Genomic DNA, 26,055 nt, shown 5'->3' with positions numbered 1-26,055 from the left:
TTGAGGTTTTAAATTTTAATATCTTCTCTAACCTTGTTTGTAAGCTACTTTCTCGTTTTTGAAGGTAAGTGCAAATAAGATGAACACAATTACTGCAAAACCTGCTGGTAATAACCAGATGTTTGTCCAAGTATGTGTGCCGTCAGCGTTGGTATACATGCCAGAGATTTGTCCGGCAGCCCAGAAACCAATAAGCATACCTACACCATAAGTTGCCAAAGTAATAAGGCCTTGAGCGGCACTTTGGAATTTCGCTCCTGCTTTTAAGTCAGTGTAAATTTGTCCTGAAACGAAGAAGAAGTCGTAACACACTCCGTGAAGGGCAATTCCTATTAAAAGCATCCATGTTCCTGAATCAGCATTTCCGTAGGCAAATAGTACGTAGCGAATAGCCCAAGCTAGCATTCCGAATAACAAGGTTTTTTTGATGCCGTATCTTGTTAAGAAAACAGGCAATAAGAGCATGAATGCCACTTCTGAAATTTGACCAATCGCTTGTTTACCAGTGGCGTTGTTCATTCCAATTTCCAAAAGGAAAGGGTTGGTTTGCTGGTAATAGAAAGCCAACGGAATACAAATCAATACAGAAGAGAAAAAGAAAATAGCGAAATTCTTATTGGCTAATAATTTCAATGCATCTAAACCAAGGATGTCAGAAATTTTGATTTTTTCACTCTTATCAACTTGTGGAGGAGTTTTTGGTAAAGTGAAACTGTAAAGGCCAAGAATAGCAGAACAAATAGCTACCATTAAGAAAGTGTTTTTAAGCATACCCTCTTGAGCGCCTGCTTGAGAATCCCAAGCAGCAAAACTGATTACAAAACCAGCTACAATCCAACCAATCGTTCCGAACACTCTGATTTTAGAGAATTGCTTTGAAGGGTCGGTTAACTGTCTGAAAGATACTGAGTTTACAAGTGCAAGCGTTGGCATATAAAGAATCATATAGGCCAAAACGTAAGGGTAGAAGTTTGAGAAATCAGTGGCCTGATACATCATGTACATCAATACGGCACCAATTAAGTGCAATACGCCAAGAATTCTTTCGGCATTAAAATAACGGTCGGCAATAAGTCCGATGATGAAAGGGGCAATGATTGCACCCCAAGATTGGGTAGAAAAAGCCATACTCGACTGGGCGTCTGTAGTATGGAGGTTGTTTAGTAGGTAAGATCCAAGCGTAACAAACCAGCCTCCCCAAATGAAAAACTGTAAAAACATCATCACGCTCAGTCGCGCGGTGATTCCGGTATTTGTTGTCGTCATAGTCGGTTATTAATCAGTTCAAATAAGTGTATTTAATTGTTATTCTTTCGATAAATCTTTGAGCAAAACTTTCCTGAATTGTATAGGGTGGCTTTCGCTTTGCAATACAATATACCCCTCGGTTAGGGCTTTGCCATCTGGCTTTGCTTCAGGATTGTAATGGTCTACATTTCCACCTCCAATGGTCGGTTTTGTATAATGTATTACCGTGTCGCCATTTACAATGTGTGCAATGTATTCGTCTCTTTTCACCAAAACTTCCATGGTAACCCATTGGTCACCATCTAAGGTAGGACCAGTTCCGTCAATACAATGAGCGGTAATGAGTTCTCCATCCATTACCACATTGGTTCCTGGTGTACACAAATTTCCGTTTCTACGCTCTCCGTTGCCCAAACCTCCAAGAAATTGAGCTTCTAATGAAATTGGGAAATCTTGATCGATGCCCATGCTTTCAGCAGATTGTGAATGAAGCATTACTCCGCTGTTGCGCGTAGCCCAGCCTTCTCCGCCTAGGGCTTGTTCTCCAATAAATCGGTATTCAATCCTTAATAAGTATTCTGAAAATGGTTTTTCGTAGAAAAGGTGGCCAAAGCGATTGTTGAAGGTGTCGTATTGATCGTATGAAACGGTAAGTAAGCCGTCTTCCACCCTAAAGGTGTTGCCAAAGTTATCGCCAGCTTTGTAGCCTGTGATTTTTGGTGTCCATCCTGTGAGGTCTTTACCATTGAATAATTCGATCCAATCGTTTTTTTTCTCACAAGAAATTAGGGACAGGAACAACAGTCCCATCAATGGGGAAATGAGTAGTGCGCGTTTCATTCCTAAAAATTAAGTGCAATAAGTTAAGGAAAATCTTATTGAATTCAACCGACTATAATTCGGATAGCAAGGCTTTTGCTATAAGTAGGTCTTCAGCCGTGGTGATCTTAATGTTTCTGTAGTCGCCCTGAATCAAATTTATGGTTTCACCTAAATCTTCTAAAACAGTGGCGTCATCTGTAAAACTTTCTTTGTATTCGGTATCGAAAGCCTTTTTGATCAGTTGAGTTTGAAAGGTTTGCGGAGTTTGGATCAACTGAAAGTGGTTTCGGTCGGCCACTTGGTTGAAGTTGCCTTTCACTGTTCTAATGGAGTCTTTCAGTGCAACACTTACAACGGCATTGCCTTTTTCGGCAGCAACTTTAAAAGATTCTTCAATAATGGATTTAGTGATGAACGGCCTTACGCCATCGTGAATCGCGACTAGTCCTTCATCTTCAATTTGAGAAATTCCATTCTTCACAGAATGAAAGCGAGTTTCCCCACCTTCAACAATTTTATGTTCTAAATCGAAATTATGTTGGGTGCAAAGCGATTGCCAAAACTCAATTTGCGTTTGAGGAAGAACCAAAATCAATTGGATATCTGAAATTGCTTTGGCGTAGGCGTCAAGGGTATGCATTAAAATGGGCTTGTTGCCTATTTCAATAAATTGCTTGGGTAAGCTCGATTTCATGCGGGAACCACTGCCGCCAGCCACAATTACTGCGTATTTCTGCATGGCCGAAAATACAAAAACAAAGTGAAAGGAGAGCTTTGGTAGAGGTGCCAAAACTTCTTTAGGCAAATATCAAAAAGGGGAGAAAACGAAAAAGCTATTCCAAATAAGACCGTTCCAGAGATTACTCTTAGAAACTTCAGTCTTAATTTGAAATAGCTTAATAAATGTTTTTAGAGCTGCTTCTTAAAGCCCTTGCTTGATGTCGAATCTTTCGAGGAAGTCGGCAACTCTTCTTACAAACATTCCGCCCAATGAGCCATCTACAACTCTGTGATCGTATGAATGCGAAAGGAACATTTTATGGCGAATAGCGATGGCATCACCTGCTGGGGTTTCAATTACTGCAGGCTTTTTAACCACAGCTCCCAAGGCCAAAATGCCTACTTGAGGTTGCATGATGATTGGAGTTCCCATTACATTTCCGAATGAACCTACGTTTGATACGGTATAAGTTCCTCCCTGAAGATCGTCTGGTGTAAGCTTGTTCTCACGAGCTCTTCTTGCCAAATCGTTCACCTTTTTGGTCAGTCCAACTAAATTGTATTGGTCGGCTCTGTGAATTACAGGTACAATCAAATTGCCCGAAGGAAGGGCTACCGCCATACCAACGTTGATGTCTTTCTTTTTGATGATGCGGTTGCCATCAACCTGAACGTTGATCATTGGGTAATCCTTAATGGCTTTCACTACCGCTTCAATAAAGATTGGCGTGAAAGTAATAGGCTCACCTTCTCGTTCTTTGAAAGTGTTTTTAACACGATTTCTCCAAGATACAATGCCTGTTACGTCAGCTTCTACAAAAGAAGTTACGTGTGGAGAAATGCGTTTAGAATCAACCATGCGCTCAGCAATCATTTTACGCATGCGATCCATTTCTATAATTTCGTCTGCGCCAGAAATTGAAACCGGCATAGGTTGAGGAGCTCTTTGTGTAGTTGCAGGGCTCACTTGAGCTTGAACTGCAGGAGCAGCACCTTCCGCAGGTCTATTTTTAACGTATGAAAGAATGTCTTTCTTGGTAACTCGTCCTTCTCTGCCCGTACCTGGAACTCTTTCAAGTTCACTCATGGCAATACCTTCTTCTCTAGCAATGTTCATTACCAAAGGAGAATAAAATCTGTCGCCAGCTGGTTTTTCCAACACGGCAACTTGGCCATTTGAAGATTGAGCCAAAGTAGCAGTTTCTGCTTTTTCTTGCCCGTTATTGTTTGAAGGAGCAGGTGTATTTGCTGCTGGTGCGCTAGCAACTTCTGCTTCAGTTTCGATTCTTGCAATTGGAGCACCAACTGGTACTACATCACCTTCTTTAACAAGAATTTCTTTTAAGATTCCAGCATGAATGGCGGGTACTTCAGTGTCTACCTTATCTGTAGCAACTTCTAAAACAGACTTATCGGCTTCAATTGTGTCGCCTTCCTGCTTTAACCAAGTCAGTACTGTACCTTCCATTATACTCTCGCCCATTTTGGGCATTACCATTTCTACAAGTGCCATAACCTTAATTTTGAAGCGTTAAAACGTTTGCATTAAAAAGACAAAAATAGCATTTAACCAAATATTATCAATGTCTTATGCTGTCAAACTTTTTCTTACCAAATTTAGTACTGTTATTTCTGTTAATTCGATATTTAATACTCTGTTTTGTGAAAGTTGCAGTTTTTTAGCGATGGTCTTTTGACCGTCAGCATATGCAATCCAAACTGTACCCACTGGTTTGTCTGGCGTGCCTCCTCCTGGGCCTGCAATACCGCTGCTCGCTGCCCCAATATCGGCATTAAATTTTTCTCTTACCCTTTCGGCCATTTCAATCACGCATTCTTCGCTTACTGCGCCATGGTTTTCAAGGGTGTCAGCTTTAACACCTAACACATCAATTTTAAATTGGTTATGATAAGGCACAACTCCGCCTTGAAAATATGCCGAAGAGCCAGCAATTGTTGTGATTTTATGTTGAACAAAGCCTCCGGAACAACTTTCCGCAAAGGCAATGGTCTTTTGTTTGGCCAAAAGCAGCTGGCCAATCGCTTCTTCTAATGTGGTTTGATCATAGCCATAAATGTATTCTCCAGCCAGTGGAATGAGCTTTTCAATCAAGGATTGAACTTCGTTTTGAAGAGCTTCTCGATTTTCTCCAACTGCGGTCAACCTAAGCTTTACATGTCCAACACTTGGTAAATAGGCGAGTGAAATGTGCTCTGGAAGCGAATCTTCCCAGTCTTTGATTTTATCGGCAAGAAAGGATTCGCCAATTCCAACGGTTTTAATGAGCTTATGGAAAATAATAGGGGTTTGAAAGAACGAACGTGCCTTTGGCAACACGGATTCCTTCATCATGTTCTTCATTTCATGCGGAACACCTGGCATTGAAACAAACACTTTCCCATCTCTTTCATACCAAGTTCCAGGTGCTGTGCCTATTGGGTTGTGAATTACTTCAGCCAATTCAGGTACAAGCGCTTGCCTTTGATTTAAAGGGGTGAATTCTCTGCCTCTTCTTTCAAAAAACTCCCTTACGTGGTTGAGAACTTGTTCGTTCAGTATGATTTCGCTGCCGAAATACTTTGCTAATGTCGGCATGGTGAGATCGTCATTGGTAGGGCCCAAACCACCTGTAATCAATACTAAATCTGCTCTTTCTTCTGCTTCCGCAAAAGCGGCAAGAATATCTTCTTCATTATCGCCAACAGTAGTTTTGCGAACTACTTTTATGCCCAGTTGGTCAAGCTCAGAGCTCATCCACTGCGCATTCGTATCCAGAATCTGACCGTAAAGAATCTCATCTCCAATGGTCAGGATTTCTGCGCTGATTTTTTTCATTTTTCTGAAAGTTTATTGAGCAGACTTTAATGCCTGTTCAATATCATTGATGATGTCGTCAATATGTTCTAAACCTACTGAAATTCGGATCAGTTCCGGACTGATGCCGGCTTTTAGCCTTTCTTCTTCCGTGAGCTTAGCATGCGTTGTTGAAGAAGGATAAGTCACTATAGTTCGGCTGTCGCCAAGGTTGGCTGTAAGCGAACACATTTTTATATTATTAAGGAAAGCGCGTCCTTTTTCAAGTCCTCCTTTGATGCCGAAAACCACAACGGCTCCGCCCATTTTCATTTGAGCTTTTGCAGTTTTGTACATAGGGTGTGTGGGTAGAAAGGGATATTTAACCCATTCCACCAAGTCGTTGTTTTCTAAACGTTCGGCAAGTTTTATGGCGTTTTCGCAGTGGCGTTCCATGCGTACGGCCAGTGTTTCTAAACTCTTGCTCAGTACCCAAGCATTGAAAGGAGAAAGTGCGGGGCCGGTACTTCTGCTGAAAGCATAAATTTCATCAATTAAGTCTTTTCTACCCACGGTAACACCGCCCAAAACTCTTCCCTGCCCATCCATGAATTTTGTGGCTGAGTGGATAACCAAATCGGCACCAAATTCAATAGGTTGTTGTAAATAAGGAGTAGCGAAGCAATTGTCTACAATCAGCAATAAGTTGTTCTTCTTAGCAAAACTCCCTAGCCATTCTAAATCCACAATATCAACTCCTGGATTGGTTGGGGTTTCAACATAAACCACCTTAGAGTTTGCTTTAACTGCGCTTTGCCATGAGTTGGTGTCATTAATGTCTACATAAGTAGTTTCGATTTGCCACTTCGGTAGAATTTTATTGAACACAGTGTGGGTAGAACCGAAAATAGAACGGCAGGAAATGATGTGATCTCCTGACGAAAGAAGCGCAGCAAAAGTGGAAAAAACAGAGGCCATACCAGAAGCAAAAGCGTATCCTGCTTCAGCTTTTTCCATTTTGCAAACCTTGTCTACAAATTCTTGAAGATTAGGATTGCTGAAACGGCTGTAAATATTTTTGTCATTTTCTCCGGCAAAGGCAGCACGCATTTCTTCGGCATCCTGATAGGTAAAGCTGGATGTTAGGTACATAGGAGTAGAATGCTCTTGAGCATGTGTTCCTTCTATTTGAGTACGTACGGCTTGCGTTTCGAAATTATAGTTTTCTGACATGGGCTTGGGTAATTAAGAGCCCTAAAGATACATCTGCAACGGGCAACTCAAAAGGTTTTGGTCGGATCAGGTCGTATTTGTTCTGCCAAACTGCTATTTCATTTTTGCCAAAGCAACTTGAGCTAATAAGAGCCATTTCTCTGAATATTCTGAACTCACTACAAACCAATCTTTTAGCGCAGGTTTGTTTTTAAATGGATTGAAGAGTTGATATTTATGAATGCCTTCAGATTCAGGGTCGAAATCACGACCGAGCCTAAAAACCATGCTATTCTGATAAAGGAAAGCAAAGTTTTTCCCTTGGTATTGAATGCCTGTAGAAACCAGCATTTTGCCTGTGGTGATTCCTTCGTTTTCTTGCGAAAGAGCATTGTGTATTTCATCGAAAAGCTGCTTTTCATCCATAAATCTTCTGAGCTTAGGTAATTACTTTGTTTATAGTAAGTTGGCTGACGCGAGTACAATTTAAAAATTTAGAACTTGTGTTGAATTTAACCCATACTCGAAATGAAGAAATATCTATGGCTTTCTGCAGTAGCGCTATTGATGGCCTGTGGAGGTTCAAAAACCGATAATGAGAACAATCAGGCTGTTCTTGCGGAAAAAAACGAGAGTCAATATCCTAAAAGCTTGGTTGAGATATTTAATGCGCACGGAGGATATGCTCAATGGGCTAAAATGAAGCAACTTTCTTATGATATGCCCAATGGTCAGCATCATTTGATTGAACTACAAAATAGATACACTCGCATAGAATCAGATAAGCAGACGATTGGATATGATGGACAGCAAGTGTGGGTAATGCCGGAAGATTCCAACGCTTCCAGAGTGAATATGACCTATAATCTTTATTTCTACTTTTATGCCTTTCCTTTTGTGATTGGTGATCCCGGTATTTTCTATGAAGAAGTTGAACCAAAGGAAATCCTAGGCAAAACTTACAACGGACTTAAAGTTACTTATGGAGATGGGGTAGGCGCTTCTCCAAAGGATATTTACATTATTTATTCCGATCCTGAAACTCATGAGATGGGCTGGCTTATGTATACGGCTACTTTTGGGGCCGATCAAGCAAGCGACAGATTTAACTTAATAAAGTACGATCAGTGGCAAGATGTAAATGGAGTGCTTCTTCCTAAAGTCTTAAAGTGGTATCAGTTTGGAAATGGAGAAGTTGGTGACGCTCGAAATGAGGTGATTTTTGAAAATGTAAAACTATCTACTGAAGAACCTTCCATGGATTATTTCACAATGCCAGAAGGTGCTAAAATTGCATCAGGGCAGTGATTCTGGGGGTATTTCAGGTTTCTCTCCTTCAATAAAGAAAAAGAGCCATTCTATTTAATAGAATGGCTCTTTTTCTTTCTGGCGATGTTATTCTTATCTGATTCTATCTACTGATTTAACTAGTTTTTCGTCTTTTCTAATAAAACGATTGGCAATGGCATTTAACACCAAGCCCACTGCTGGTAGAAAGAAACCCAATTGGAAATTTCCTTGAAGTTCAGGGTTCACCAAGTTTTCAAACTGATTCACCTTATAAAAAGATATGCCTAAGAAAGTAACCATTAGCAACGAATTCAAAGCTGCTAATTTCATTTGGTTCAATCTGTTTTTATACTGAAAAATAGAGAACAAAGCCACTAAAGCGGAAAGGACGGCCAAAGCAGCCAAGTACCAATTTCCGCTGGTTTCAACAATTTGATCATCACTTTTATCGGCCACTCCTTGTCCAAAATCAATGATTTGCATGTCGATGGCAGAAAATACAATTCCTTTAGTTTGTTCTGGGTTTGCTTCGCCCCAAATGTAATAAGCTAGGGTCATTCCCATGCACAATGAAACTCCCAACAGTAATAGGCTTTGAATACGCTGTATCATATTTATTGTCTGATTGAGCGGCAAATATAGCCAAATCGATTTACGATTAGGCTTTTAGAATTGCGATTTAGGAGAAACAAACTTTATACCCTTGCCGAAATTAGCTTACTTCGCGTTGAACAAAACACCTATTTGTTTCAAAACATTAATACCCTATGGAAACCGCATATATAGTTGATATTCTACGTACCCCTGTTGGCAAATTTGGAGGTACACTCGCTTCTGTAAGGCCCGATGATCTGGCTGCTCATGTTATCAAAGCTTTGATGGACAGAAATCCGTCTTTAGATCCAAAATTGATTGAGGATGTGATTTTTGGTGCTGCAAATCAAGCTGGTGAAGACAATCGTAATGTGGCGAGAATGGCCCTTTTAATGGCTGGTTTGCCTATTGAAACGGGAGGAGTAACCGTAAATAGACTTTGTGCATCAGGCTTACAATCCATTATGGATGCCTCACGGGCATTGATGTTGGGAGAAGGAGCGGCCTATATTGCTGGTGGAACTGAAAGCATGACCCGCGCTCCATTTGTAATGGCTAAATCCGAGTTGGCTTATGGTCGCTCTGCGGAAATATATGACACCACCATCGGGTGGAGATTCCCGAATCCAAAGCTTTCAGAATTGCACTATCCTTTTGCTATGGGAGAAACGGCTGAAAATGTGGCTGAAAAATGGAATGTGAGTAGAGAAGCTCAAGATGAATTTGCTTTTAATACCCAGCAGAAATATCAAGCCGCATTTCAGGCTGGTAAATTTTCAGATGAAATTGTGCCTGTTTCAGTTCCTCAGAGAAAAGCTGACCCCATAATTTTCGAGCATGATGAACACCCCAGGCTTTCCTCTTTAGAAAAATTAAGTACGCTGAATCCTGCTTTCAAAAAAGAAGGGAGCGTTACTGCTGGAAATTCTTCAGGCATTAACGATGGCGCAGCAGCAAGTTTGATCGTAAATGAAGCTACTTTAAAGGCCTTCAATCTTACGCCAATGGCTCGAGTAGTTTCAATGGCAGTTGCCGGTGTTTCTCCGGACTGTATGGGCGTTGGGCCAATTCCTGCTACTCAAAAGGCATTGAAAAGAGCAGGATTAACCATTAATGATATCGATTTGGCCGAAGTGAACGAAGCTTTTGCAGCTCAAGCCATTCCTTGTATGCAAGAATTAGGTCTGAATCCAGAAATCGTAAACGTGAATGGAGGTTCAATCGCAATTGGACATCCATTAGGGGCAAGCGGAACGAGAATTTCAGCTACACTTCTTCATGAAATGAAAAAACGAGACGGAGTTCATTATGGCTTAGCTACCATGTGCATTGGCGTTGGCCAAGGAGCCGCCATTATTTATGAGAAATTATAAATGAGCTTTTCAGGCTTTATCTTCTAAGTTTGTGTCTCAAATTTCAGAACGTTTCAATTAAGGGTTTTCATGCGCTATTTTCTCGATATAAGCTACAACGGAATGGCCTATCACGGTTGGCAAATTCAACCTAACGCGCATACCGTTCAAGCTGAGTTGGAAGAAGCACTTACCAATTTGCTTAGAACTGAAACCGATGTTTTGGGCAGTGGAAGAACCGATACGGGGGTTCATGCTTCTCAGCAAATTGCTCATTTTGATAGCGCTGAGGATTTGGATTTGGAGCAATTCGTTTATAAACTGAATAAATACTTAACGGCAAATATTGCGATCAATGGAATGCGGCAGGTTCAACCTGATGCTCACGCTCGTTTCGATGCTTTAGAAAGGGCTTATCGTTATGTGATTAAGCCTAACAAAAGCCCTTTTGGTCAAAATTTAAGCTATTATTTCAGTAGGCCTTTAGATGTTGAAGCGATGAATCAGGCTGCTGAAAAGCTGCTGGGAAAACAAGATTTTGAAAGTTTTAGCCGGGTAAAAACGGAAGTAAATAATTTTATTTGCACAATTAATCATGCACAATGGCAAACCGAGAACGATTCTCTTGTGTTTAGCGTTAGTGCCAACAGATTCCTTCGTGGCATGGTAAGAGCATTGGTGGGGACACTACTCGAAGTGGGCCTTGGGAAGATGACTGTAGGTGATTTTGTAGAGGTAATCAAGCAAAAAGACCGCAGAGCGGCAGGTAGGGCAGTTCCCCCTCAGGGGCTTTATCTTTGTCGTGTTAAGTATCCTGATGAACTTTTTATAAGCTAATCCTTTTGGAAAAAGAACAGATTAAGAGCGGTAATATTGTTGATTTTAAAGTGTTGAAGCGACTTTTTAAGTTTGCCAAACCTTATATCAAGCAGTTTTACTTTTTGGTATTTCTTACCTTCTTTTTGGCAGTATTGGTGCCAATTAGGCCAGTGATTGTAGCCGAAGCTATTGACAAGTATGTGCCTCAAGGCGATTATTCAGGTCTTGTGATGATGCTTGTGATTTTGCTCATTCACCTTATAGTGTCGGCTGTGGTTCAATATCTACATACCTATTTATCGGGTTGGGTGGGGCAAACCATCATTAAAGATATTCGCGTAAAGCTTTACGATCATTTGTTGAAATTAAAGCTGAAATTCTTCGATAAAACTCCTATTGGAAGGCTGGTAACAAGAAACGTTTCCGATATCGAAACGCTTTCCAATGTGTTTAGCGAAGGTGTGGCCGCGCTTATCGGTGATTTGTTGCAGCTTATTTTCATTATGGGCTTTATGCTCTATATCGACTGGAAACTTACGTTAATCAGTTTGTCAACTCTGCCTTTGCTGATTTTCAGTACCTACGTTTTCAAAGAGAAAATCAAAGTGACTTTCAACGAAGTGAGAAACGCGGTTTCTAATCTCAATTCCTTCGTTCAAGAGCACGTAACGGGCATGAATATCGTTCAGATTTTCAATGCTGAAGAAAGAGAATATGAGAAGTTCAAAGAAATTAATAAAGAACATACAAGGGCCAATATCAAGTCGGTTCTGTATTATGCAATTTACTTTCCGGTGGCCGAAATCATTCAAGCCGTTGCTATAGGAATGTTGGTGTGGTATGGCGCTCGTGGCATTTTAGTGGCTTCGGGAACTGGCCCTGGTGTTGTTATTTCTTTCATTATGTATTTGCAGATGTTCTTTAGGCCTATTCGAATGATTGCCGATAGGTTCAATACATTGCAAATGGGAATCGTAAGTTCAAACCGAATTTTCGATCTCTTAGATAGCGATGAACACATTGCCGATGAAGGAACTTACAAGCCCGATAACTTTAAAGGCTCGGTTGAATTCGATAAGGTTTGGTTTGCTTATAATGAAGAGGAATACGTTCTAAAAGATATTTCTTTCAAGGTAAATGAAGGCGAAACCATTGCTTTGGTAGGTGCTACTGGAGCTGGAAAATCATCAGTGATTAATCTGTTGAGCCGTTTTTACGAAATCAACAAAGGCTCAATTGCCATCGATGGTCACGATTTAAAAGAGTATGACCTTTCCGCATTACGCGAAAAAATTGGAGTAGTATTACAAGATGTATTTCTATTCTCAAACACCATTCGATATAATATCACTTTAGGTAACCCTGACATTTCTGACGAGAAAATTAAAGAAGCGGCCGAATTAGTTGGTGCGAGAAAATTTATTGAAAGACTGCCCGGAGGATATGATTATAATGTGATGGAGCGCGGCTCCACCCTTTCAGTAGGGCAAAGGCAGCTAATCTCTTTTGTGCGAGCCATGGTTTATGATCCGCAGATTATCGTATTGGATGAAGCAACCTCTTCTGTGGATTCCGAAACCGAAGCTATGATTCAAAATGCGATTGAACAGTTGATGAAGGGCAGAACAGCGATTGTTATTGCACACCGCCTTTCTACAATCCAAAATGCAGATAAAATTATAGTTTTAGATAAAGGAGAAATTAAAGAAATTGGCAACCATCAACAGTTGTTGGAGCAGAATGGCTTCTATGCCAATTTGTATAAAATGCAGTATAAAGAAGTGATTTCAGCATGAGAAAGTACGTTTACATAGCGCTCGCTATTTTGGTTGTAGGAGGAGTTGGTTTTTATGTGTATTTGGGAGGTCTTAATTCTGTGGAAATCACGGTTGAATCGGTAGATGGATACAAGATTGCCGGTCGTGATTTTTTGGGCGAAGCCGATGATGAAAATATAGAGAAATACTTTTTCGAGGCTAAAGAATTGACTCAATCAGGCGCGTTAAAAGGTTCTTTGGCTATTTTACATTATAACGACACAACCCTAGAGAAAAAGCAAATCCACTTATTTGTAGGTGTAGTGTTGGATAGTGATTTCTCAGGAAATTTACCTGCGGAATACGAACTGAAAAATGTAGCCTGCAATCAAGCTATTCGAGCCACCATTGAAGCGCATAATGCAGTAATTCCAGGGCCTGATACCATAGAAGAAAGACTGAAAGAGAAAGGTGCGGAAGCTAATCTACAACTCACTTCATACACCATCGAAAAATACATTTCCGAAAACCTTCTTGTTATAGATTGGCCTGTCAAGGATTGAAGAGGCCTATTCACTAAATGCTTATAGGAGATCCAATAAGCAAATTAATATTCAGCATTCATTTATCTTAGAAGCCTATTCCTCCCCCTTTTTATTGAAGCGGAATTAGCTCTGTTATAAACAGATTCCCTAAATGGTAAGGAGAGGTAAGATTGATTTTAGTTTATTTCTAACTAAACTAATGCTGATGAATTGATTTTTATTATTAAAATAGTAAGATAAATATTTGCTATTTTTATGTTATAAACATAGATTGGATTTGAGTTTTTTGCCTATCTCATGTTTTTTTAGCCAAATGTTTTGTCTATGTTTTTTCTTCCCTTTAATAAAAGAGGTGCTCTAAAGTTTTTATTAGGAGTCCTTGTTTTGATACCCTATCAGCTGATCGCTCAAAGTACAATTTCTGCAGGTGATATGGCCATCATAGGCTGGAATGCGGATGGAGATGATGATGTCCTCCTTGTTTCTTTTGTTGAAGTTGAAGCGGGTACAGTTTTGTATTTGACCGATAAAAGTTGGACGGGTGATTCCTTTTCTGGTTCCGAAGGCTACAATCAATATACCGTGCCAGAAGGTGGTATTTCTGCAGGAGATGTACTTTTAATCACCAGTTGTAATGATAATCCCACTTCGAACAATGGAGGTGCTGTAATCGAAATTAGCGGATTCAATCTTTCCGGAAGCGGGGATGAACTTTATCTTTACACGGGTACAGATGAAGATAGCCCCATCGATTTTTTGTTTGCCTTGACAACCAAAAGTGGTTGGGGAGAAAATGAACTTTTAAATACAGGACTAACAGAAGGGCTTACGGCTTTATCTATTTGGGGCGCTAATGATGACAATGGTGAATACATAGGTAGTAGGAGTGGGACGCAATCCGAAATTTTGGATTTGATCAGAACTGCTGAAAGCTGGAATACAACTGATGGCTCTGGAGATCAAAGTATAGATTTTTCGATTTTGAGTTTTACGGTTTCTTCCCAATCGAATGAGTCACTTTTGTTGCAGTCGTCTACGCCTCAAGATGGAGCTACAGATTTTTCGGATAAGGAAATAATATTGTCGTTTAATCAGCCTGTTTTTAAAGGCATGGGTAGTATTGTGATAAAGGATGCTTCTGATGATTCCGAATTAGTGAAGATGGGAGTAAATCACCCTGCGGTAAATATTGATGGTTCTACAGCGTCAATCAAGCTGCCGTCATTTCTTCCGTTGGATAGAGAATTGTACATCAATATTTCTTCAAAGGCCTTCAAAACTAGTCAAGGTGTGTTTTTTGAAGGTATTTCAGACAATTCAACCTTGGGCTTTTTTACAGAAACTACTCCAAAAATTCTTTCCAGTTCTCCAGAAGATGACGAAACAGATTTTGCATCGAGAATTGTTACCCTAACCTTTGACAGAAACGTTTATAAAGGAGTTGGAACTATATCTGTCCATAATTCTTCTGACAACAGTGAGGTTTGGAAAAAGGGAGTAAACCACCCATCAATTTCAATTTCAGAATCAGAAGTCTCTATTAATCTGGGAAGTAGAATTACTATAAATCAAAACTTATACGTAAAAATAGGTGAACGTGCTTTTTATGACGAAAACCATAATTTTTTCCTAGGAATTGATGATGCTGCAACTTTAAACTTCAGTACAGCCTCTTCCCGAAATGCAGGAACGGCTTCGCCATTCTCTCTTTCGGGTTTAAAGTCTTCTATTAAGGCTGAGGGAATTAGAGTTTATCCAAATCCAGCAAACCAAATCGTAAATATTAGTTTAAGAGGGATAGGAGGTGAATCAGCTGTGTCGATTTTGAATATGGAAGGAAGAAAGGTCTTTTATAGAGAGAATGTGCAGGAGGATTTCGCTCTAGATGTGAGTTCTTATGATAAAGGAATTTTCCTTGTTTCAATTTTAACTACTGAAGGGGAAAGGATTGTTCAGAAATTGGCAATTGTGAAATGATATGGTAAATCTTAACCTCTATTGAAATAGGCTCATGAAAAATTAACTCTTACAGATAAAATGCGAAATAAAAAGGCTTGGTTGAAATTCAACCAAGCCTTTTTTGAAATGAAATGCTTTTTTTATCCCTGTCTCGTGATCTTGGCGCCCAAAGCGTTTAAGCGTTTGTCGATGTGTTGGTAACCTCTGTCAATTTGCTCCACGTTATCTATCACACTGCTGCCTTCGGCTGAAAGAGCTGCGATCAACAAAGCTTGTCCTGCTCTAATGTCAGGAGAAGTCATGCGAATACCTTTCAGCTTCTGCATTCTGTTAAGGCCAATTACAGTGGCTCTATGTGGATCGCACAAAATAATCTGAGCTCCCATGTCGATCAGCTTATCTACAAAGAACAAGCGGCTTTCAAACATTTTTTGGTGTACCAAAACAGTTCCTTTTGCTTGGGTTGCCACAACCAAAACAATACTTAGTAAGTCAGGGGTAAGGCCTGGCCAAATCGCATCGGCAATGGTCATGATGGAGCCATCAATAAAGGTTTCAATCTCGTAACGGTCTTGCCCGGGAATAAAAATGTCATCACCTCTAAATTCCATTTGGATCCCAAGCCTTTTGAAAGTGTCCGGGATAATGCCCAACTGATCGATTCTACAATCTTTGATAGTGATTTCGGACTGCGTCATGGCTGCCATACCAATGAAACTTCCAATCTCAATCATGTCAGGAAGCATGGTGTGTTCTGTGCCGCCTAAAGCTTCTACACCTTCAATGTGAAGTAGATTTGAACCTACGCCAGTGATTTTTGCTCCCATTCGGTTAAGCATGGCGCAAAGCTGCTGAAGGTAGGGTTCGCAAGCCGCATTATAAATGGTGGTTTTGCCCTTGGCCATAACGGCCGCCATCAAAATATTGGCAGTTCCTGTTACCGAAGCTTCATCTAAAAGCATGTAGGTGCCTTTCAAATGAGAGGCATCGATGTGATACATACCCGTTTCAGCTTCGTAAAGAAAGCGTGCACCTAATTTTTGAAAACCTATGAAGTGGGTGTCGAGCCTTCTTCTTCCAATCTTATCTCCGCCTGGCTTGGAAATCTTTCCTTTTCCATATCTCGCCAAAAGAGGCCCTAAAATCATGATTGACCCACGGAGCGAAGAAGCTTTGGTTCTGAATTCTTGAGTTTCTAGATAATCGATGTCTACATCCTTTGCGCAAAAACGATAGCTTTCATTGCCTAAGAATTTAACCTCAACGCCCATGGCATCAAGTAATTCGATGAGTTTGTTTACATCTCTAATGTCCGGAACCTTATTTATGATAACTGGCTCTGGAGTTAGTAAAACAGCGCAAAGGATTTGTAGGGCTTCGTTTTTGGCACCTTGAGGAATGATTTCACCTTTAAGTTTGGTGCCGCCTTCGATCAAAAATGAGGACATTGATTAATTTCTTCTGCGTTTCGAATAATTTTTTCTTCTGTTGTTTTGATTCGAATTGCTCGAATTTGATCTTCTTTCTTTAATAGTCGTGTTGAATAGGCCTTCTTCTTTCACCTTTTCTAGGTTAACTTCCAACTGACCTTTCGACATTTGTTTGATTTGCTGAGCAATAACTTCGTCTTCCGTAGCATTGTCTTTGTTCCAGCTTGCAGAGAAAGTTTTCATCAATCGGCCAATATGGACGATGGCAGCTTCTTTCGATTCTGGATCTTCCATTTCTACCGCTCTTTGAATCATCACTTCAAGATTTCGGCCGTAGTGACGGTAGCGGATTTCATTGGTTTTATATTCTACACGTTGAGGCTTTTTACCAATAGCACCTTTTTCAGGCATTGGAAATGGGGCTTCAACTTCTAGATCGAAGCGTGATAGAATGTAAAGGTCATCCCACACCTTTTGATCGTATTCTGGGTTTTCGCGAAGGTTTGGGTTGATTTGGCGCATCAACTCAGTAATGGTTTGAGCATATTGATTGCGCTTCTCAGGATCTTCAACCTTTTTAATGTATGAAACGAGTTTTTGTACGTTTCTGCCGTATTCTTTCAGGATTACATCCTGCCTTTCGGTGTTATATTCTAAACTCATCGGGTATTTTTTCTAAACGAAATTAATAATTATTGCCTTATCAACAGGCGTTCTTTAAAGTAGGTCAATTATTGTACATCCAAAAGCAGTATTATGTTTTATTGGTGTTTATACTGATTGACGAATGCGTTAATATCTGTAACAATTTTTAGCTTCAAAAGGCGGATTGTTGAGCAGTTCTATTCAACAATTCTCAGCTTTGCGAAGCTCAATAATAGTGTTTTTTCTCCAAAGTTTTCAAAAATCACTTTAGCCTTTCTGTTGGCTCCTTCAGTATCCATTTTATAAACCTTTCCAAAGCCAAATTTTGGGTGCTCAACTTTCATCCCTTCTTGCAATTTTGAAGTGTCGCTTGGAATAAAATTGGCCGAAGGTTTATGGTATTGAGGTGGCTTTTGAGGAGTTTTATTTCTGTTTGCAATTAGATTTCTAGCGTAGTTTGAAGTAACTCCTCCTGGAGAAGAAGGTGACGAACTGGTTCTGTTTGGTGAACTCAATTTTGGTTCTCTGCTGCCATAACGCGTATTTACTTTGATGTAGCTAGGGTCAACTTCTTCTATAAATCGGCTTGGTTCGCAGTTCATTAGTCGGCCAAAACGGTAACGCGAAAGCGCATATGAGAAGAAAAGGTTCTCTTTAGCCCTTGTGATGGCCACGTAGAAAAGTCTTCTTTCTTCTTCCAAATCGGCTCTGCTGCTCAACATCATTTGACTAGGGAAAAGATCTTCTTCCATTCCCACAATGAACACGTTTTTAAACTCAAGTCCTTTGGAAGCGTGAACCGTCATAAGGGTCACTACATCGGTATCTTGGTTTTTGTCGTTATCCTGATCCGTTAATAGCGCGATGTTCTTGCATGAAGGTGCTCAACGATTTGTCTTCCAGTTCAGGTGTATCCACAAATTCTTTGATACCATTCAGTAATTCCTGAACGTTTTCGTATCGGTTAAGTCCTTCTATGGTTTTGTCGTCATAAAGTTCCTTCAGTAAACCCGAATTTTTGGCAATATGACTCGCTGCTTCGTATGCGTCTTTCGATTCAGCATAAATCTTGAAACTCTTTACCTGAGTTACAAAATCGTTGACAGCATTGGCTACTCTCCCTGGAAGAAATGAATTGATATTCACCAGAACTTCCCAAAGCGGAATGTCGTGTTCAAAAGCTGCAACTACAATTTTTTCAACAGAAGTTGCCCCAATTCCACGCTTTGGGAGATTAATAATTCTTCGGAAAGATTGTTCGTCATTGGTGTTGATGGCGAAGCGCAAGTAGGCCATCAAATCTTTGATTTCCTTTCTTTGGTAGAAGGACAGGCCGCCATAAATCCGATAGGCAATTCCAGACTTCCGAAGCGCTTCCTCTATGGCTCTTGACTGGCTATTGGTTCTGTAAAGAATAGCGAAATCTTCATTTTTGTACTTCTCGTTAGCCTTTAGTTCAAAAATTGCTGAAGAAACAAATCGCCCTTCTTCATTGTCGGAAACAGATTTAATTAAATTGATTTGGGTGCCTTCTGTATTGGCCGTCCAAACGGATTTTTTAAGCTGGCTTTTGTTACGGGCAATAACTGAATTGGCCGCGTTTACAATGTTTTGTGACGAGCGATAATTCTGCTCAAGCTTGATAACCTTTAGGTCAGGAAAATCCTTCTCGAAATTGAGGATGTTATCGATACTCGCTCCACGGAAAGCATAAATACTCTGTGCATCATCACCAACTACAGCAATATTTTGACTTACCGCTGAAAGCTTTTTCGTGATAACATATTGAGAGACGTTTGTATCCTGAAACTCATCTACCAACACATACTTGAAACGGTGTTGGTACTTGTTCAACACATCTAAATGATCTCTGAAAAGCACATTGGTATTGAAGAGCAAGTCGTCAAAATCCATTGCATCTGCTTTTTTGCAGCGCAGGGCATAGGCTTTATAGAGCCTTCCCATTTCTGGTTTCATAGCCGAATCATCGTCAGCTTTATAAAGAGGGTTGCTCGTATATTCCTGCCAAGAAATCAGGCGGTTTTTGGCTCCTGAAATTCTGCTGAGCACGGTATTTGGCTTGTAGACTTTGTCGTCCAAACCGAATTCCTTTACAATATTCTTAATCAGTGATTTAGAATCATCTGTGTCGTAAATGGTAAAGTTGCTTGGATAACCGAGTTTGTCGGACTCTGCTCTTAAAATGCGAGCGAAAACAGAGTGGAAAGTGCCCATCCAGAGATTTCGAGCATTTGAGCCCACAACTTGCTCTATACGTTCACGCATTTCTTTGGCGGCCTTATTGGTAAAGGTAAGTGCCAAAATATTGAAAGGGTCTATGCCCTTTTCTTGCATCAGGTACGCAATTCTATAAGTTAAAACACGAGTTTTTCCCGATCCAGCACCCGCAATAATCATTGTAGGGCCATCGGTATTTACTACGCCTTCGTATTGAGGTTCGTTTAACGTTGATAGATAATCCATTCTGCACTTATTTCAGCTTGCAATTTAAGCTTTGATTCTAGTTTTGAGGTAATAGCGACTGGAAGAATTGCTCATAATTCCTTAGCCTATTTTTCATTTTGAATATGAGGAGAACTTGCCAATGAGAATGAAATAGCTTTGTTTCTAATCATTCAAGAGTTTTTTGATTTTTAGAATGTTGATTTTCAGGTGTTTATGTGTTATGGACGCGCTGAGCTTTATCTTTCTATTCTGAACTCCCTTTGATTTAGACCACTTACGTATTGGTTAGTAAAACTGATTTTGAATAAGGCCAACTAGCATATCTAGACAACAACTTATGTGATTTATAAGTTGTTGGTCCATAAGTCATCTCTTGAAAACATTCTCAAAAAGAGATGAGGGGTACTTTATGTTTAGTCTCTAGGGTTAAACTTTAAGTATTCTGTTAAATCACTTTTTCAATTCTGAGTATTCAAGATATATGGCCGGAATAGGGGTGCTAACCCGTGCTACGGCTAAATATAAGATGATACCATCAAAAGATAGGGCCTTGTAAATTTCTTTAGGTTTTCTTTCGGCAAAAGCCGCGAGATTTATGCCAGCTGTAGTTTCGTCAATGCTTCTAGCTTTTGATTCTTCCAATGATTCAAGACTGGTAAACATGATGAAAAATGGCCTTGAGTCAACATAAATATCAAGGTTGTATAGGTCAAAAGTGTTCCAGCCAGGTTTAACCTCTTTAACTAAAAGTAGAGAGCCTGTCATGTCATCGAATTGGTCTATCCCATACCCCTGATTGTTTTTCAGTTTGTCCTTAGATCTTAAAAGTCTAATTGTAAATGCTTGATCAAGAGGGCTGTTTTCGGTAACGTAAAAATGGATTTTGTCGATTAGTCCTGTAGTTTTTTTGTGTGGTTGAACGTAAACTCCTTCGCTGTAACCTGGTTTTTCGCCAATCGAATCGCTGTAATAGCTGCTGTCTGTTTTTTTCAAAAGCTGAGTAGATTCACCTATAAATTTGCGCTCGTACCTTTCTCCTTTAACTTCCACCTCACCAAGGTCAAATGGCTTTTCTTTGAGGGTAATACCTCCTGTTTTGGCTAATTTTACGAATTCCCTAAGTGTAGTTTTCAATTCATAAAACCCAAGCGCATTAATCTGTATTTGGTCCTCGTAGTTTTGTCTTGTTTTAAGGTGGAAATCCCCGTGTTTATCGCTAGTCGTGCCATGATTATTTGTGGTGATATTGATAATGCTAGCATATGATATAGGGTTTCCTTTACTGTCAATTAATTTGCTCTCAATGGATATCGTTTGTTGGGGCATCAGGCCACCGAGCAAGTAGAAAAGTAGAATGGTCAGAGTTTTAGTCATTTTTTAGTAGGTGCTGTTCTAGGTACTTGCAGAAGAATATCAAAAGCTCGATTGTAGTTTAGTCTGGATGATGAAAAAAGCAAGCCTTATTCTCTGTAACATGATTTCAGGACAAACCCCTGATTTCCATAAACAGGCTTAATCATGTCGAATCGGTTAGCTCTTTATGTTTCCCAGTCTAAAAACTCAAAAGCAAAACTTCTTAAGACTTCTTTGTATTACTCGATTATAAGTTTAGTGCGTGAAAATTATTTTTGGAATTAATGTACTAATTAATATTTAAAAATTATAAAATATAAGCGTCCCTCATTGATTATAATTGTCGTTTTTGGGAGATTAAAAAAAAATATATCTATTTGATAATAAATGAGTTGTGTAGAGGTTGATGTCAGGCAAATGCCAATTAAGTTGAAAATGTAGCTGTTTAATCTTGGCTATGTTTTCTTAGTGGATATTCCAAGGTTTTAGAAATCTTGCATTTATAAAAATGGCATTAGACAATCAGTTCAAAAAAGAATTGCTCATAATTCCTAACTGTATTTTCCATGCTGAAGGTGTGGAAAGCAGCTTGTCTTCCATTTTTAATTAGCTTTTGACGAAGCTCAGGTTCGTTAAGAACCATGGTGATTTTTTTAGCTAAGCCTTCAGTGTCTCCGTTTTCAAATAGCAGACCGTTTTCTCCATCCTTCACCACATCAGGAATACCCCCGAAATTAGTGGCTATTACGGGACAATCCATAGCCATAGCTTCAACCAAAACTAATCCGAAGCCATCCATAGTGGAGGCCAATATATTAAGATCGAAAATTTGATAAAGGTTCAGGATTTTATTGCCAGGGATTTTGCCCAAACAAATAACCTTGTTTTTAAGAGCAAATTGATCAACATAAGGCTGAATTTGCTCTTGAGTAATGCCTGCAAAAACCAGTTTTATATTTGGGTCGTTCAGTTTGGCAACGGCTTCAATAATCTGTGGCTGTTCTTTAAAACGCGACACACATCCAACCACTTTTTCATTGGGTTGAATATCAAGTTGTAAACGGAATGCATCTACATCTTCTTGGTTCCATTGTTTAAGTCTTTCCGCAGGAATACCGTTATGAATAACTTTAAGATGACTTTCCGGGTAGCCCTTTTCTACAAAAATTCTTTTCAGGCCATCGCTAATCAGAATGATGCTTCGTGTGAATTTTACATAGAACCATCTTTGAAGAAACCCGCCTGAACTTAAAGGGTTTTGTCTTCTTGTATGAAGAATTTCTACATTGAGCCCATAGCGAAGTTTAGCGAAAATGGTGGTGTATCTATCATAACTCGATTGAGCATTGATAATCTGAATCTTATACTTCTGAACAGCATCTCTGATTTGTCGCCAGTTTTCCGTGTCAAATTTCCCTTTGAAAGTCATAGGGATTCTATGAACAGAGCTTCCCTCAAGCAATTCCCATAAGAGCACATCGGTACTACAGCCTACATAAACTTCATGACCGAGTTCGGCCAATCCTTTACTTAAATAGGAAATTGAATTGGTGGATCCTGCCAATCCACCCTGATATGTAATGAAAAGTATTCTGAGCCGCTTTTCCGTCATAGGCCAATTAACCTTGCCATTGGGCAGGATCTTTTCTCCATTCTTCTAATGAGGCAACATCTTCTTGGGTTACATATCCCATTTCAGTGGCTTTTTCGAGCATTATAGAATAGTCGCTCAAGCAATACAATGGAATACCAGCTTTTTCGAAGTTTTCATCGGCTAAAGGAAAGCCATAAGTGAAAATGGCCAACATGCCTAAAACCTCGTAGCCAGCAGTCTGAAGTGCTTCAGCAGCCTTGAGCGAACTTCCTCCGGTAGAAACCAAATCTTCAATTACCACTACTTTTTGACCAGGCGCCACTTTGCCTTCAATCAGGTTTTCCATGCCATGGCCTTTTGGTTTCGATCGAACATAGATGAATGGTAAAACGAGTTCATCGGCCAATAATGCGCCTTGAGGAATACCCGCGGTTGCCACCCCAGCAATAGATTGCGCTTCAGGGTAATGCGCTTTACAAGCTTCGGCTAAAGCCTTTTTTATGAAAGTTCTGGTTTCAGGAAAAGAGAGAGACATACGGTTGTCGCAGTAAATTGGCGATTTCCAGCCCGAACTCCATGTGAAGGGTTGTTGCTTGTTTAATTTGATAGCTTCAATTTTCAGTAGGTCAGAAGCCACTTTTAGGGCCGTGTCTTTGGCGTTTCCGATTTTTTCCATGCCACGAATTTAAGTGATTTTTTTTCCGAAATTTATAAACCCATCACAGGTATTGTTCCTGAAAAAAATTTCATATTAGCAAAAATTAGTTACCGCCAGATGAGGATATACATCAAGGACAAACCGCTTCGCATTAAGCATTCGGAAAGTATTATAGACCAATCGAAGTTCGATTCGGTTTTAAATGCTGACGATACATTGCTCAATGAGAAGCGATTTAAGGGGAAGGTGTTGATTACCAATGCAACACAGGAGATGATAAAGTCTCTGCTTTTTATCCTTCATCATAAAAAATTGAAAGGGTTAAAATCGGTCACGCTGATTTCTCCGGATTATGAAGGAACCGTTCAGTTGATTAAGAGCAAATTTAAAGTGATTAAGGCTGCTGGAGGAGTTGTTACCAAACAAGATAAGGTGTTGATGATTCACCGTTTGGGGTGCTGGGATTTCCCTAAAGGTAAGATTGAGTTGGGAGAAAGTATTTCCGAAGGAGCCAAAAGGGAAGTGGAAGAAGAATGCAACGTAAAGGTGAAAGTGAAGAAGGAGCTTTGCGTTACATGGCATACTTATGTGCGTGGCGGAAAGGATATTCTGAAGAAAACCACTTGGTTTACTATGGATTGTGTGGACGATTCAAAAATGAAACCACAGGTAGAAGAGGATATTGAGGAAGTGAAGTGGATGAGCGCTAAAGAAGCCGATGTAGCACTTTACAATGCTTACCGATCGATAACCCACGTTTACAAGAAGTTCAAGAAAGCAACTAAATCAAACAAAAAATCCGTTCAGTCAACTTCTTCTGATGCCAATCAGAGTTTGTAAGGAAGAAACTCCTGCACATCGCCACCGTATCGGTGAACTTCGCGAATAATTGTAGAACTCACCGAAGCTAAAGTAGGAGAAGTGATTAGAAACACAGTTTCCAATTCTTTATTGATGTGCTTGTTTACTTGCGAAATGCTATTTTCATACTCAAAGTCTGTGGTGTTTCGCAAGCCTCTGATTAGATATTTGGCGTTGAGTTTTTCAGCTAAAGTAGCGGTAAGTTCATTATAAACAGAAACCGTAACTTCTGGAATGTCCTTAAAGGTTTCTTCTATTTTTTGGACCATAAAATCAATGTCGAAGTAGCGTTTTTGTTTCGCGCTATTGTATCCAATTCCTATAATCACTTCATCGAAAAGAGAAAGTGAACGCAGAACAATGTCTTCATGTCCTTTAGTGAATGGGTCGAAAGAACCAGGGAATATAGCTGTACGCTTCATGGCGTGATGGACTAAGTCCTTTAGAGGTTAAGAAGCAAAGCTGCCAAATATTTCGGCATACTCATACACTTCAATTTCATCGAACTGATGACTCATTTTGAAATTTTCTGGGCGAGAGCCCAAATTTACATTTTTGAAGTATTTGCCTAAAAGAGGCTTTAATTCTCCAATGCGACTTTTTACTCCCCAAAGGAAAATTGGCGTTTCTTGTCCTTCATCGCTAAACTGCTGTATGGACATTAAAATCACTTTAGGAAGTTGTTTGAGATCAGAGATTTTAAATTGATTATAAATCATCAATTTCTGACCACTAAAACCAGCCAACTGAAGACTATGCTGATTACAGTTTAAGTAAAGAGCCGGTTTTTTTATCAGTTGGTTTTGCAGGTATTCCAAGAAAGAAGAGCCTTCATGAAAGATATGGATTTTGGCTTTTTTATACTTTTTGAAAAACCATTCTTGAATGGCTGGCTTCATAACCAAAAACATAAGTTGCTGCTAAATCTTTATGGCGTTTAATGGCGTAATTGTCTTCCTCAGGATCACTATCCGCATTTAATTTGATGTAGTCGTAAGCTGAATCTTCATCAAAAAGAAAGCTCGGAACCAAGCAGAATTTATTGTTGCGGATATGAATATGAATCGTTGGCCAGAAGCCAGCTGGAACAAGCTCATGCTCATGGTGGAGTTGATCCAGAAAATCGATTATGGAAGAGTGGAGAATGTGATTTTCGAACAAAAGAAGTTTTTTCTTCTTCTCATCAAAAATCGTGATTTGGCAATCATTAGCACCAATAAAAAACGAAAGACGACATTGCTCAATATGATCAATGTCTAGTCTTTCGTCTTTAATTTTTATGAGTTGTTCGCTTTTAACTGTACTCACAATGTATGTTTTTACCAGTTACCAGCGGTAGAAATTTCTGTTCTTGAACCGAAACGTAATGGTCTTCTGTTTTTGATTTCGTTATCTTCTGTTCTAGTTCTATCGAAAGGGAAAGTATCTATAACTTCGATATAATCTACACTTACGCCAGATCTTATAGAATCTTTTGCGTAAAGAGAGAAGAATTTATCTGGTGCATGTGGTAATCTTGGAAGATTAGACATGTCATAGTTAGGTCTGTTTTTGAAAAGAGAATCTCTTACAGTTTTGTAACCAAGTGTGTCGTAGAAGATTTCTACTTTCTCTTCGCCATATTCTTGAGGAGTAATCTTTTCAGTTCTTTGGATCAACCAGATTTTACCTGTGTCTGCAAAACCAACAAGTTTTTCCCAAGTGTCAGCATAATCTCCGTAGTTACCCAAGTAGGTAGTTTCTACATCGCGGATTAATTCTAATTTGGCTTTTACTTGATTTTCTACTCTTTCAATTTCCTTACCATGTTGGATGGTGGCATTGATACTGTCGTAGAGTAGGTATCCTACAACACCAGCGCCAAGGAACAGGACTACGGTTAAGATTTTAGTTATTGGGCTCATTTTTTAAGGTTGACTTTTTGCAATTATAACTA

The 26,055-nt window shown here is 39.6% G+C and carries 24 protein-coding genes and 1 pseudogene; 7 read left to right on the top strand and 18 right to left on the bottom strand.

Translation table 11 applies throughout. The features are described from left to right. Positions 1-27: 27 nt before the first annotated feature. The 7 genes from ACXACJ_RS13370 to ACXACJ_RS13340 all read right to left on the bottom strand — a co-directional run bounded on the left by ACXACJ_RS13370 (position 28) and on the right by ACXACJ_RS13340 (position 7,222). Positions 28-1,266: a nucleoside permease gene (locus tag ACXACJ_RS13370; protein WP_475134936.1), complete on the bottom strand. Its 1,239-nt coding sequence runs from the start codon at positions 1,264-1,266 to the stop codon at positions 28-30. Between the two features lie 39 nt (positions 1,267-1,305). After that, positions 1,306-2,088 carry a 3-keto-disaccharide hydrolase gene (locus ACXACJ_RS13365; RefSeq protein WP_475134935.1) on the bottom strand — a complete coding sequence of 261 codons (783 nt, stop codon included), beginning with the start codon at positions 2,086-2,088 and terminating at the stop codon, positions 1,306-1,308. A gap of 52 nt (positions 2,089-2,140) precedes the next feature. Next, positions 2,141-2,809 (bottom strand): 2-C-methyl-D-erythritol 4-phosphate cytidylyltransferase, encoded by a 669-nt coding sequence (locus ACXACJ_RS13360; RefSeq protein ID WP_475134934.1) that lies wholly within the window; start codon positions 2,807-2,809, stop codon positions 2,141-2,143. 183 nt (positions 2,810-2,992) lie between these two features. Beyond that, a complete protein-coding gene (locus tag ACXACJ_RS13355) occupies positions 2,993-4,303 on the bottom strand; it encodes a dihydrolipoamide acetyltransferase family protein (protein WP_475134933.1) in 1,311 nt (436 codons plus the stop codon). A 75-nt stretch (positions 4,304-4,378) separates the two neighbouring features. After that, positions 4,379-5,626 carry a competence/damage-inducible protein A gene (locus ACXACJ_RS13350; protein WP_475134932.1) on the bottom strand — a complete coding sequence of 416 codons (1,248 nt, stop codon included), beginning with the start codon at positions 5,624-5,626 and terminating at the stop codon, positions 4,379-4,381. A gap of 12 nt (positions 5,627-5,638) precedes the next feature. Further along, positions 5,639-6,817: a trans-sulfuration enzyme family protein gene (locus ACXACJ_RS13345; protein ID WP_475134931.1), complete on the bottom strand. Its 1,179-nt coding sequence runs from the start codon at positions 6,815-6,817 to the stop codon at positions 5,639-5,641. Positions 6,818-6,910: 93 nt separating this feature from the next. Next, positions 6,911-7,222 carry a hypothetical protein gene (locus tag ACXACJ_RS13340; RefSeq protein WP_475134930.1) on the bottom strand — a complete coding sequence of 104 codons (312 nt, stop codon included), beginning with the start codon at positions 7,220-7,222 and terminating at the stop codon, positions 6,911-6,913. Positions 7,223-7,324: 102 nt separating this feature from the next. On the opposite strand from ACXACJ_RS13340, the gene ACXACJ_RS13335 reads away from it, so the two are divergent. Continuing rightward, positions 7,325-8,104: a DUF6503 family protein gene (locus ACXACJ_RS13335; RefSeq protein ID WP_475134929.1), complete on the top strand. Its 780-nt coding sequence runs from the start codon at positions 7,325-7,327 to the stop codon at positions 8,102-8,104. Positions 8,105-8,197: 93 nt separating this feature from the next. Here ACXACJ_RS13335 and ACXACJ_RS13330 read toward each other — a convergent pair whose 3' ends face one another. Continuing rightward, the gene (locus tag ACXACJ_RS13330) at positions 8,198-8,698 is read right to left on the bottom strand and encodes a DUF4293 domain-containing protein (RefSeq protein ID WP_475134928.1); all 501 of its coding nucleotides are present in this window, start codon (positions 8,696-8,698) and stop codon (positions 8,198-8,200) included. A 155-nt stretch (positions 8,699-8,853) separates the two neighbouring features. Here ACXACJ_RS13330 and ACXACJ_RS13325 point away from each other — a divergent pair, with 155 nt between their 5' ends. From ACXACJ_RS13325 to ACXACJ_RS13305, 5 genes are all read left to right on the top strand, one after another. Continuing rightward, positions 8,854-10,053 carry a thiolase family protein gene (locus ACXACJ_RS13325; RefSeq protein ID WP_475134927.1) on the top strand — a complete coding sequence of 400 codons (1,200 nt, stop codon included), beginning with the start codon at positions 8,854-8,856 and terminating at the stop codon, positions 10,051-10,053. Between the two features lie 69 nt (positions 10,054-10,122). Beyond that, positions 10,123-10,869 carry a tRNA pseudouridine(38-40) synthase TruA gene (gene truA, locus ACXACJ_RS13320; protein ID WP_475134926.1) on the top strand — a complete coding sequence of 249 codons (747 nt, stop codon included), beginning with the start codon at positions 10,123-10,125 and terminating at the stop codon, positions 10,867-10,869. Next, on the top strand, positions 10,869-12,647 hold the full coding sequence (locus ACXACJ_RS13315; RefSeq protein ID WP_475135091.1) for an ABC transporter ATP-binding protein: 1,779 nt from the start codon (positions 10,869-10,871) through the stop codon (positions 12,645-12,647). The genes truA and ACXACJ_RS13315 overlap by 1 nt, the downstream gene beginning before the upstream one ends. After that, entirely contained in the window at positions 12,644-13,171 is a 528-nt protein-coding gene (locus ACXACJ_RS13310; RefSeq protein ID WP_475134925.1) for a hypothetical protein, read from the top strand. Before ACXACJ_RS13315 ends, ACXACJ_RS13310 begins: the two co-directional genes overlap by 4 nt. Before the next feature lie 366 nt (positions 13,172-13,537). Further along, positions 13,538-15,130, top strand: a complete 1,593-nt coding sequence (locus ACXACJ_RS13305; RefSeq protein ID WP_475134924.1) for a T9SS type A sorting domain-containing protein — start codon at positions 13,538-13,540, stop codon at positions 15,128-15,130. 122 nt (positions 15,131-15,252) lie between these two features. Here ACXACJ_RS13305 and murA read toward each other — a convergent pair whose 3' ends face one another. The 6 genes and pseudogenes from murA to pyrE form a co-directional block, all read right to left on the bottom strand. Further along, positions 15,253-16,560 carry a UDP-N-acetylglucosamine 1-carboxyvinyltransferase gene (gene murA / locus ACXACJ_RS13300; RefSeq protein ID WP_475134923.1) on the bottom strand — a complete coding sequence of 436 codons (1,308 nt, stop codon included), beginning with the start codon at positions 16,558-16,560 and terminating at the stop codon, positions 15,253-15,255. A 3-nt stretch (positions 16,561-16,563) separates the two neighbouring features. After that, complete coding sequence (locus ACXACJ_RS13295) at positions 16,564-17,205, bottom strand: DUF4290 domain-containing protein (RefSeq protein WP_475134922.1); 642 nt, start codon at positions 17,203-17,205, stop codon at positions 16,564-16,566. Between the two features lie 179 nt (positions 17,206-17,384). Next, positions 17,385-19,671: pseudogene (locus ACXACJ_RS13290) on the bottom strand (ATP-dependent helicase). A gap of 432 nt (positions 19,672-20,103) precedes the next feature. Beyond that, positions 20,104-21,027 (bottom strand): peptidase associated/transthyretin-like domain-containing protein, encoded by a 924-nt coding sequence (locus ACXACJ_RS13285; RefSeq protein WP_475134921.1) that lies wholly within the window; start codon positions 21,025-21,027, stop codon positions 20,104-20,106. Between the two features lie 493 nt (positions 21,028-21,520). Beyond that, on the bottom strand, positions 21,521-22,618 hold the full coding sequence (locus ACXACJ_RS13280; protein ID WP_475134920.1) for a glycosyltransferase family 4 protein: 1,098 nt from the start codon (positions 22,616-22,618) through the stop codon (positions 21,521-21,523). Positions 22,619-22,625: 7 nt separating this feature from the next. Further along, positions 22,626-23,276 (bottom strand): orotate phosphoribosyltransferase, encoded by a 651-nt coding sequence (gene pyrE, locus ACXACJ_RS13275; RefSeq protein WP_475134919.1) that lies wholly within the window; start codon positions 23,274-23,276, stop codon positions 22,626-22,628. A gap of 99 nt (positions 23,277-23,375) precedes the next feature. Here pyrE and ACXACJ_RS13270 point away from each other — a divergent pair, with 99 nt between their 5' ends. Continuing rightward, the gene (locus tag ACXACJ_RS13270) at positions 23,376-24,098 is read left to right on the top strand and encodes an NUDIX hydrolase (protein ID WP_475134918.1); all 723 of its coding nucleotides are present in this window, start codon (positions 23,376-23,378) and stop codon (positions 24,096-24,098) included. On the opposite strand, the gene coaD is transcribed toward ACXACJ_RS13270, so the two are convergent. Genes coaD through ACXACJ_RS13250 form a run of 4 tightly spaced genes read right to left on the bottom strand, consistent with a single transcriptional unit; the run spans position 24,086 to position 26,023 of the window. Then, positions 24,086-24,541: a pantetheine-phosphate adenylyltransferase gene (gene coaD, locus ACXACJ_RS13265; RefSeq protein ID WP_475134917.1), complete on the bottom strand. Its 456-nt coding sequence runs from the start codon at positions 24,539-24,541 to the stop codon at positions 24,086-24,088. The two genes, ACXACJ_RS13270 and coaD, sit on opposite strands and share 13 nt — an antisense overlap. 27 nt (positions 24,542-24,568) lie before the next feature. Next, entirely contained in the window at positions 24,569-25,030 is a 462-nt protein-coding gene (locus tag ACXACJ_RS13260) for a DUF3822 family protein (protein ID WP_475134916.1), read from the bottom strand. Then, positions 24,978-25,427, bottom strand: coding sequence for a DUF3822 family protein (locus ACXACJ_RS13255; RefSeq protein ID WP_475134915.1), 450 nt, complete (start codon positions 25,425-25,427; stop codon positions 24,978-24,980). Before ACXACJ_RS13255 ends, ACXACJ_RS13260 begins: the two co-directional genes overlap by 53 nt. 11 nt (positions 25,428-25,438) lie before the next feature. Then, positions 25,439-26,023 carry a hypothetical protein gene (locus tag ACXACJ_RS13250; RefSeq protein ID WP_475134914.1) on the bottom strand — a complete coding sequence of 195 codons (585 nt, stop codon included), beginning with the start codon at positions 26,021-26,023 and terminating at the stop codon, positions 25,439-25,441. Between the last annotated feature and the right edge of the window lie 32 nt (positions 26,024-26,055).

This window comes from Roseivirga sp. AWQ4_251 (assembly GCF_056158225.1).
The sequence above is the reverse complement of the archived record's forward strand: the minus strand, read 5'-3'. Positions and strand labels throughout refer to the sequence as shown.